This is a genomic window from Nitrospira sp. (assembly GCA_030653545.1).
In the GTDB taxonomy this organism is placed as follows: Bacteria; Nitrospirota; Nitrospiria; order Nitrospirales; family Nitrospiraceae; genus Nitrospira_D.
In genome coordinates this window covers 1-9793 of sequence record JAURZE010000035.1, presented here as the reverse complement: position 1 = coordinate 9793, position 9793 = coordinate 1, and the positions used below count along the sequence as shown (strand labels likewise).

The window sequence follows — 9793 nt, the reverse complement described above, 5'->3', positions numbered from 1 at the left end:
GTTCAACCGGTGAGCGCAACACCTGCGTCCAATATAGCCGCTGGCGTCTGAAATCCCAAGGTCTTCCGCGGCCGTTGATTCAATCGTAACGCGATCTTGTTCAAGTCTGTCTGCGAGTAGCGTGACAGGTCGGTGCCTTTCGGGAAATACTGACGCAGCAAGCGGTTCGTATTTTCATTGGTCCCCCGCTGCCACGGACTTTGCGGGTCACAAAAATAGACCTGCACGCTGGTATCAACCGTGAAACGTTTGTGCTGGGCCAATTCCATCCCGCGATCCCAGGTTAACGACCGGCGCAAGGCCGAGGGCAGGCGTCGGACCTGCTGGCTCAGCGCTGTCACCACGCTGACCGTGTCTTTCCCCGGCACCTTCACCAGCATCGTAAAGCGCGACTGCCGTTCCACCAGGGTGGCGATGTGCGTATTCTGTGAGCCCGTAATCAGATCCCCTTCCCAGTGACCGGGAATGGCTCGGTCTTCCACATCAGCAGGACGGTGACGGATGGAGATGCCATCCACGATCTGCCCACGCGGTTGGCCCGCCGTAGTTGCGTGTTTCACTCGTCGCATCCGACGTCGGGATCGGAGATGCCTCAGTAATTCTTTCTTGAGCACGCCCCGGGCTTGGATGAACAGACTGCGGTAGATTGTTTCGTGGGAGACGTGCATCGCCTCTTGACCTGGGAATTCCCGTTTGAGCCATCCGGCGATTTGTTCGGGCGACCACTCCAACGCCAATTTGCTCGCCACGATCCTCTGGAGCATGGGGGAGGCGGCGAGTCGACAGGGCTTGGGACGGCGTGTCCGGTCCCAGGCTCGCGCATCAGCCTCAGCGGCACGATACCTAGGGACTCCCCCACAGCGGGTGATTTCACGGCTGACCGTGGATGGTGGGCGACCAAGCGTCGCGGCAATGTACCGGATGGAGCGATTGGCCGCCAGGCCCCGCGAAATTTCCTCGCGCTCCGCCAGTGTCAGCGCCCAGCGCGACCGCCTGCGAGTGGGAGGGATGCACCCACCCTGTGAGGACAGCACGCCATGAACCGATCCAGCGTGCTTGCCGAGCGCTCGCCCGATCTCACTCAACGACTGTCCCTGTTTCCATCGCTGCCAGAGTTCAGCTTTCTGGGCCGCAGACATGCCCGGACGTCCCATCTGTCCCATCAGAATCACCCTCCCACTCCACTGTATCCCAGAGGGTGTTGCATTGATCGGTTGAACTCACCGCGGCTTTTTTTAAAATATCGCGCTCCGCCTTTAACTTGAGGACTTCACGGCGGAGCCGGGCGAGTTCCGCCTGCTCAGGCTTCATCTGCCCCTGGCCCGGAAAGGCCTGCGCCGCGTCGGCGGCAGACTCCTGCACCCATCGGCGCAACACCGTCCCATGCACGCCCAAATCCCGCGCGGCTTGCACCACCGTCACCCCGCGTTCCTGGATTAACTTTACCGCCTCAATTTTGAACTCTCGCGTAAACTTCCGTCGCTCCATGACCTACCTCCGGGTTCCTTCATACACCTAACTCGGTGTCTTTGAAACCGGCAGCAGCCCACTTTAACCAAGGCGTCGGTAGGATTAATTTTTGAAAGCTTAGCCTTTGCTGCAGAGAATGCTTTATTGCTAGAGACCTTCGAATCCTTCTGGGCGCGAAGCTCGCGAGCTGCATCATAAAACACCGTCTCTAACTCAAGTGGATTCTGATTTCCGATCAGAGTATGCCGCACGTAAAGTGATGTCATTGCCTTTACAAGCTTTATGAAATCTGAATGGTTAAGACACTGGTAGGCTGCAAGAAGCAGGGGAAGACCATTTTGGACACCCAAGTATCGAACTAAACCATCTACATTCTTAATAGCCTCTTTGGGCAATGACTTATCTATGTTGAGGAGTTTCAAATAATCTTCGCACGATTCAGAGCATGTCTGGGCGAATTCAATACTAGTCAATTTGTGCGAGTTAAGATGGCTTTTAATTTCCGCATACAGCCCTTTTGCCTTCAAATCGCCGTACTTGGATAACCAAAAGTGCCTTAAGAAGCGAGATACATCTCGCAGGCCCATTTGCTGGATCAGGGCATTCCAGGTCTGACGGACCATTTGCTTAGATCCTGAGTCATTGCATCGTTTGAGCAAGAGGTTGAGGAGTAAATCGGGCACCGATAGACGTAGGCCACGGTCATTCAGGGATTCAAAAATGTCAAAGGCGTCTTCCTCGTCTTCAACAGCGATGACAACAAGAAGTACGCCCTTTGTCAGGGCTTCCTTCATCAGCTTTAGTTCGCGCACTTGCTCCTGAGGCTTCTTGCCTTGCACTGTCCCCTTGAGCTGCTCATACAAATAGTCATAAGCATGTTGTATGAGTTGGTGTGAGCGTATGCTGGACTTGCTTGCTAAGGGAGGGTCGGACTTAATCCTCTGGAAGAAAAATGGTTCATCCAACTCGCTTAATGTCAATGAGTAGCCCAACGGAACCGAATCTTTTTTCTCAATAACTTCGCGTTGAATATCTCTCGCAAAGTAATCCAAGTCGTTAAAGGGACTTGCTGCGTGACACTCACGAGCAACATTTCGCAGGGCCGCTAGCAATATTGTTGCAGTGGCAAGTCGTTGCTGCCCATCCAAAACCTTGATGGTTTCTTTATCTTCGATCACAACCACCGGGCCGAGAAAATATGACGCATCAATGGGATGCTTTTGGTATCTCTCAGAAAACGAGTGTAAATCCCCCCAGAATGTAGCTACTTGGGCTTTTTCCCAACTATATGGGCGTTGGAACTCAGGGAGAATTATGTGTCTGCGTTCATACTCACCCAACATTTGGCCAATGCTTGATTTGCGAGGAATCATTGTATTGCCTGCTCCTATTGCAACATATATTTGCCGGCATAGTGTTGGCTGACCGTGAGTTCAGGTTCCTGATCTGGCATTCGGGGGCACATAGAAGAACGGGATCTTAATGTCGTCAATTCCTAGAGTTGGGCGCACGTCCTCTTCTACTCCTAGACCCGATAGACTTGTGCGGAAGCATCTTTCGAGGATCACAACCATAACGCCATCGAGAAAATCGTTGAATAGATGTGTGGCATTCTGAACGTCATTCAAAAACGTTTTTAGGGCGGCGGCCTTATCATTTCGGTTGATTTGATTTAGGATTGCCATATTAACTGCAGTTTCAGAGGCTTGATGGAAGGTATTTCCATACTCGCCTCCGATGAAGAGATCGAAGTCTGGCTCGCTAGCTGCTTCGTGCCAATGACGAGCAATCTCTTCTGCTGAATAGTGGAACGAAAAGGAGTTGCGAACTGCATAGATTAGGTTCGAGTTGCTGAAATATGACTTTAGGCCGTCGAGTGAGAGCCGAGTCGGTTCATGAAGCAATGGTGTCAGCGTAAGCGAGAGCTTCGAAGAAAAGTAGGCCTTGTTTAGCAGCTGCCACCCCTCGTGTAGCTTGCCTGCAAGGATCTTCGCAACCATGAATCCCTGTGACCCGTTAACCATATGTTCGATGCGGGTAGCGCCGACGCCTGGCGAGACGCACCAAGCAAAGATTTTGTGTAGTGCCACAAACTCATTTTGCATGTGACCAGCCATTAGCAGAAAAGTACGTTCGTTTTCTGGCAGTTGTGAGAGCGCGTGGATAGGTAGATTGAGTCGTCTGACCTTCATTCCATAATTTGGCCGAGCTTCACTACTCTCAGGCATTAAGGTGTCCGTACTTTCTAGGTTCGTGGTGTGAGCAGTTCATTGAATAGGATCTACGGGAACTCTATTCGTTTGAAAACGTGTGGTCAATAGCTTGCCGAAGTGGGCTGCTGCCGGTTTGAAAGACAGCGAGTTAGGTGTGTGGCTGAAACCGGAAGCAGCCCAGATAGCCGTCGGTCGTGGACTTCGGCAGCAGCCGTTCAGGACAGCGAGAAAACATCAATCCAGCGCCCGTCCTTACCGGAGTCGGGGAGTCTCTCAAGACTCGAACAAACCAGGTAGCCTTGGTCAGTTAGGTTGTCTGGTTTGTAGCATTTTGAGTGGCTGGATTCCGTCATACATAATAGGCTGCTGTTTTGAGCAGAATAAGCAGCCACAGTATCCACGTGGAGCCACTCGCCGCGAATCGACTGGAGGGGCTATGTCGTTTTGTCAGATCGTTGAGTTTGTGTTGGGTTATGACATGAACAAATGTACCGCCTTTCGCGTCGCGGATGAGATTGTCCACTACTAGCTTCTAGCCTCTGAGGGACAGGAGTTCGGCGTGATGTTCTAGCAGGATCAGACAGCAATACAGTTTGTAAACTCCCCGATCTGTGCATAGCAGTGTGTGCGTTGCGACACCTTAGGTTTGTATAGAAGGACCTTGTATGCGTCGGGGTGGTTCTCCATTGAGTGAGATGTGTTTTGCCTTCGAATGCAGGGTTACATGATCGGCTGCGGTGGACAGAGGACCAACCGCAATTGTTCAACCAGGATGGCCTCCAAGGTTGTTGGCGTGAGCACTCGATAGCTCACGTGCCGGACGCTGCAATAGTTCGGATAGCGGCCACCTTGAATACTGGTCAGCACCTCATGGTCGGTGAAGGATGGATAGATCCAGAGTGTCGTGAGTGGCATATCTACTTCGAGTCCGATATACGGGGTGACCTCGTCCATGGCCATTAGTAGATGCGCCGATACGCCTTCAAGACAGAGTGTATTCACCAGCTCTCTCAAGACTGGCACCGCGATCTCAATCGCCAGGACTTGGAACCGTCGGCCTGCGTCTGCGTCGGCCGGTAAAACCCCTTGATCCTGACCGGCACGGATCGCTGCTCTCAAACCCATTAACTCACTGCAGTCGTTCATGGTTCTCCTCCGTCCTCAGATCATTATTCTTGGTGGCTCTTTCTACATGTAGATCGGTGACGCGACTCTCCGGTGAGAGCCGCGCCACCATCCGTCTTTATTAATTCATGGCGTTGGCTCGGCGAGGCCCAAGGAGACGGAGTAAGGCCTCCTCAACCAGCCGACGCAACGGCTCTGGCTTTGCCCGCTTATAGAGAAAGCGGCTTTCATAGCCTTGTTCCTTTCCCGTGAATCGCCGAGCCATGAAACTGATCGTCATGCCATCTTCTCCAGGCGCAAAGAAGAGCCCCACGTCGTTGACATAGAAGCCGAGGCAGCGAGTCTCTTCGTCCAACGCCGTGACAGACACCTCCAGTCCAGCGGCTTCCAAGGCGTCTTGTGCTTCGCACAGGACGGGAAGGATTTCATTGGTGGCGACTTCCTGAAACCGCGCCCAGGTCGCTTCTGCGGATGGCACGAGCAGATCGTTGGCCCGCCATTCCGTGAGTTTTGAACGCAAGTACGTGAATGTGGGGGTAGTGGTTTCCATCGGATAACTCCTTCTGTTGGGTAGTGCCGCGTCGCGGTCGGAAAGTGCGCGGCAAATATTGTTCAACCCGACCGCTTCACGCGCCCCAATGGGTGGCCCGTCTTCTGGTGTCCCGGCACGAAGGAGCTTTCAACAATGGCATGGCAAGGGTGTGTGACTCGGTGGTGATCAGTCGAGGGAAGCACTCACGATGAGGAATTAGGGCCGATGAGCAGAAAACGGCAAGGATGATGATGGCCCGAGCCCTACAAACGGGACAGGAGGGCGATTACAAATATGCGGATCGGGAAAGCGCTGAGAGTCGTGTTATCGATTCTTGCCTGAAGGTGGCAGGGGTTTGAACGGCGCGGTGGGGTTGTAGCGATTGGCAGGGTTCAGAGGATTGTCTGGGTTGTACTGGTTGGCGGGATTGAACGGATTGTCGGGAGCATAGCGATTCGTGGGGTTGACCGGGTTGCCGGGGTCATAGCGGTTCGCGGGGTTAAAGGGATTATCCGGCGCGTAGGTCTGCGCAGGATTCAACGGATTGTCGGGCGCATACTTTCTGGCCGGATTGAAGATGTTGTAGTCGCGCTCGTACTGTTCAGAGAAGCCTTGTTCGGCAAAGGATGGAGTGACCGCGAGGAGAAAGATAATCAGAACCAGGATCCACATCGGAGCCTCCAGGCTCAACCCTGAGCTGTATATATCAATTCAGTACTTTCGAAGAGCACTCAGCTCTTGCCCCCTACTCAGTCATCTTCCGCTTCCGCATCGGGATCCCGTTTTAAATCCTCGTCGGATGCCCGAGTGCAAACACGGCTATACAATTCATTGACCACATCAGCGGTTTTGCTTGGAGGCCCGGAATGTTCGTCCCAATTGAAGTAGCCGTCCGATACCTGCCAGAGTAAATCCTGTTCATGCTGTGGGAGTGTATCCACCAGCTTCTGACATATTGCAGAGATGGTCCCCTCATAGGCTCCAAACACGGCAGATTCATCTCGCTGCACCTGGCACTTAAACTCCTCCCAAACGTCTTCAAGAACTGAATCATCTCCGCTTTGTCGACAGTCATCAGGCAGGTCCCGAACCATTTGAACGATGCGGTCACAATAATCTTTATACTTCTCTTCGATGATGCGCAAAATTTCATCCCGCTTCATATCCAGTCTCCCAATTTAGAAGCGGGCTTATCATGGTGCCTGCTCAAACTGTCGGATAACGTTCTCTCTCCACTTTTTAATGAACGTTAAGGCCTCCTGCTGGAAGTATTGACGCATGTCTTGGACAGCCTCTGCTCGGCTTATCTCAGGCTCTGCAAAGTCACAGGGTAATGGGACATCATATCTATTTGCGCCTTGCAGATATGCGTCTACTAGCATATCGGCGAACTCATCGTCGTTTTCCCCTGATCCCAGAATAACTTCGGCGATGGAAATGCTTGCATCCCGCCAACCATACTCGGTTACATCATAGTCATAGTCTAGTAAGTCCACCAGGACACAATGGACTGGCATCAGCCGTTTCAGACGATCATCGATTTCTTCCTGCAACTCTTCTCGTGCAGCTTCTTCTGGACTTTTGAAGGAAGAAACATCCAGATCGATTGCAGCTTCCATCATCAACCGATTACCTAGACGCTGCAACGTTTTGGTACGAGCCTCATTAGTGAGACAACGAAACAGACGAACGAGACGTTGTTCATCCTCACTTATTGCGCTTTGACTGGAATTAGGCTTGCTCATACTCTGAATACTCCAAAGATTCGTACAGGTTCCATGATCTGAACTCTCCGGCTTCTATCCACTTACCAGCCCCAGATCCAGCCCCTAGCTCTCGCCTCATCTTTCGTCATATTTCTTAGCGTTACCATAGGACCTCTCAACGGGATACTTGGCTTCATTCTTTTGAAGCTTCGAGAGAACTGCCGCATTCAAATCGATGCCCAAGTCATGGCACAAATAAGACAAGACGATCGCCACGTCGGCGATCTCGTCCAACACTTTCTCTCGCGAAGAACTGCTAAGAAGGCGCGTCACCTCCTCGTCTGTTTTCCACTGAAACACTTCCTGCAACTCACTAGCCTCAATGGTGAGCGCACTCGCAAGTTCTTTGGGCTTATGAAATTGCTCCCAGTCTCGTTTGCGCCGAAACTCCAGCAAGGCTGTCATGACGCTTTCATTAAGCATTGGAGACCTCTCTTCACTCACCCGAGATACACGTTGCTGTTATGCCATGCCAAAAACTGAACTGAAGGGCGGTCCTTAACCGTCGGCGGGACAACTACGAGCTTTCGGCCGTGGAGGGCGTAATAGTCCCTGCCGTTATCAAACTCTTCTTTGATCTTCCTGCTCACTTCGACCGCTAAATCTGGAGTCACTGAGAGATAGCCAAGATCGAACAGCTTGTGCAGATCAGAACGAAGCAACAAACCATTAGCCGTCTGGTTTGGACCAGATTTCGCGAACGGGTTGATATGAGCGGCCTCAAGCGCAGGAAGAGTACGCTCGCCTGTGATGGCGCACCGTCGAGTATAAGCATCTGTGACAAGTACCCGAAAGGCTCCTTGGCCCAGTCTTGCCCTTGTTAAGAATTCAGCACCATATCGAGCCACCTCTTCGGCCTGCCGTGAAGCGCCACCCTCTAGCACTGGAGGCTTTACCGCGTCACCCATACGAAGCCTGGCCTGAACTTCAGCCCATACTCCAGCGCCAATGGACTCGTCGGTTTCATAGCTCTTGCCTTGGACAATGCTCGGCGCCCAGTTGGATGGGGCAGACATCCAATCTTGCCTTGGAAGAAAGAATGGGTTGGCTAAGATAGTGCAGCCGATAACGGGGTCATGCTCGCGAGGCTTGTTTGATCGGAATTTGTCGATCAGCGCCCTCAGAGATTCAAGAGATACAGCGCCATTCTTTTCTCCGAACGCCTCCCATGCCAAGGACAACGGCACGTTGGAGTGTTTGACGAAAAAACCTCCCCCAACTATGAAGTTATCAGGGCTATGCAATTTGAAAAGAAAAGGCGCGCCAGGCGGAATTGCCTGAAATGAGCCGGTTCCGCCGGGACGCCAGAAATTGACCTCATCAGGTTTTCGGCTGGCAAGAAACTCAAACCACTTGTTGTCTGTTACGCCGACATAGAACTTCATAGAATGATTAGGTCACCTGTTTCCAACTCTCCCAGATACATGCACTCATACAAGGAGAGAAGATTCGAGCTGTTTAACTAAAGCCAAGGCATCCTGCACCTCCTTTTCGTAAAGCGGTGGGTTACCGGAGTGTGCAGCTGGGTTGAGGACTCGCTCGGTACATGCAAGGATGTCATCGATTAATTTGACCTGCCGGAGACGCTCGACATTGTCGTCTTTGACCAAACGGCGGAGGCGCTCGCGGTTGGTTTTGAGGCGGCCCTTTGTGGGCTTATCAAGCGCCGCGTTGGTTTCAAGGTCGTCGTCTGTTGAGGAGACCAGTAGTTGACGATAGGCATCCGGTGTGTTGCGCAGGACCTTTTCATAGAGGTTGACGGGCAACTCGGATAGTACCTTGGTACGAGCGGCCCGCAACGCTTCCGCGAGACCAACAAACTCTTTGGTGGCAACGACTTCGTTGTGATTGATGAAGCGTTTGGCAGTATCCTCGCACGCTTTGCGCAGACAAAGAGCGGCTTCGTCGAGGTTGTAGCCGTGAAGGTACTCTTCGGCCTTCTGGATGTCAGTTTTCTCGATTTTGGTTTTGATCTTGCTATCGGCGTTGCCTTCGAGACGAAGAAAACACCAATCGGAGTGCACCGAGCCAAGTTTGCGACGGAATTCTCGGAAAAACCCGAACTCATGGGTGAGGATGATCTTTTGGTAGCCGCTAAAAGTCTCGGACAGGAGGATCTCTACGACCTTCATCCGATTGCTCATATCGAGGCTCACCAGGAGGTCGTCGAGCACAAGTAGCTTGAGATCGGACTCATGCAAATTCACCAGCGAGGCAGCAAAACGGACAGATAGAGCAAGCTGTGTCAGTTTGGCTTCGTTGAGAAATGCCTGTGGCCGATTGACTGTCTTGCCGCCGATCTGGACGCCGAACTCCACGACAGGAATCGTAAACTGGCTACTCTGCTGGCTTGTTCCCGTAAAGGAAGGTGGCGTGGTGACGCCTAGTTTAAGAGTAACTTGTTTTGGATCTCCGGTGGAGAAATGCTGGTCATAGAACCGCTGCGCCTCGGTGCTGATGGCATCAACAATGCTGGGAAGAATGGCTGCGAAGTCTGTAACCTTCTGTGAATACTCGCTGTATGCCTGAGCCCCTCCCAGGCCCCGGCTAGTGTGGTGTCTCAATCATGGCTTTACAATGCTTGATCTTCTTCAGAATGTCGTCGACGGTTTTGGTCCACACGAACGGCTTGGGGTTCTTGTTATTGAGCCGAATGAACTCGTCGATCGCCGCAACCAACTCCGGCA

The 9793-nt window shown here is 52.4% G+C and carries 11 protein-coding genes and 1 pseudogene; all 12 read right to left on the bottom strand.

What is annotated here, in order from left to right:
* Window positions 1-2: 2 nt before the first annotated feature.
* Window positions 3-1154, bottom strand: coding sequence for an IS30 family transposase (locus Q7U39_17800; GenBank protein ID MDO9119815.1), 1152 nt, complete (start codon window positions 1152-1154; stop codon window positions 3-5).
* Between the two features lie 76 nt (window positions 1155-1230).
* A pseudogene (locus Q7U39_17795) lies at window positions 1231-1488 on the bottom strand (transposase).
* Window positions 1443-2843: a DUF262 domain-containing protein gene (locus tag Q7U39_17790; protein ID MDO9119814.1), complete on the bottom strand. Its 1401-nt coding sequence runs from the start codon at window positions 2841-2843 to the stop codon at window positions 1443-1445. The pseudogene Q7U39_17795 and the gene Q7U39_17790 overlap by 46 nt, the downstream one beginning before the upstream one ends.
* A gap of 60 nt (window positions 2844-2903) precedes the next feature.
* On the bottom strand, window positions 2904-3698 hold the full coding sequence (locus Q7U39_17785) for a hypothetical protein (protein ID MDO9119813.1): 795 nt from the start codon (window positions 3696-3698) through the stop codon (window positions 2904-2906).
* 705 nt (window positions 3699-4403) lie between these two features.
* On the bottom strand, window positions 4404-4829 hold the full coding sequence (locus Q7U39_17780) for a hypothetical protein (protein ID MDO9119812.1): 426 nt from the start codon (window positions 4827-4829) through the stop codon (window positions 4404-4406).
* Window positions 4830-4929: 100 nt separating this feature from the next.
* Window positions 4930-5358, bottom strand: coding sequence for a hypothetical protein (locus Q7U39_17775; protein MDO9119811.1), 429 nt, complete (start codon window positions 5356-5358; stop codon window positions 4930-4932).
* A 306-nt stretch (window positions 5359-5664) separates the two neighbouring features.
* Window positions 5665-6012, bottom strand: coding sequence for a hypothetical protein (locus tag Q7U39_17770; GenBank protein MDO9119810.1), 348 nt, complete (start codon window positions 6010-6012; stop codon window positions 5665-5667).
* 77 nt (window positions 6013-6089) lie between these two features.
* A complete protein-coding gene (locus tag Q7U39_17765) occupies window positions 6090-6503 on the bottom strand; it encodes a hypothetical protein (GenBank protein ID MDO9119809.1) in 414 nt (137 codons plus the stop codon).
* Window positions 6504-6533: 30 nt separating this feature from the next.
* Entirely contained in the window at window positions 6534-7085 is a 552-nt protein-coding gene (locus Q7U39_17760) for a hypothetical protein (GenBank protein MDO9119808.1), read from the bottom strand.
* 96 nt (window positions 7086-7181) lie between these two features.
* On the bottom strand, window positions 7182-7511 hold the full coding sequence (locus Q7U39_17755; GenBank protein MDO9119807.1) for a nucleotide pyrophosphohydrolase: 330 nt from the start codon (window positions 7509-7511) through the stop codon (window positions 7182-7184).
* Window positions 7512-7546: 35 nt separating this feature from the next.
* Entirely contained in the window at window positions 7547-8491 is a 945-nt protein-coding gene (locus tag Q7U39_17750) for an HNH endonuclease (protein MDO9119806.1), read from the bottom strand.
* Window positions 8492-8536: 45 nt separating this feature from the next.
* Window positions 8537-9670: a hypothetical protein gene (locus Q7U39_17745; GenBank protein ID MDO9119805.1), complete on the bottom strand. Its 1134-nt coding sequence runs from the start codon at window positions 9668-9670 to the stop codon at window positions 8537-8539.
* Window positions 9671-9793: the final 123 nt, after the last annotated feature.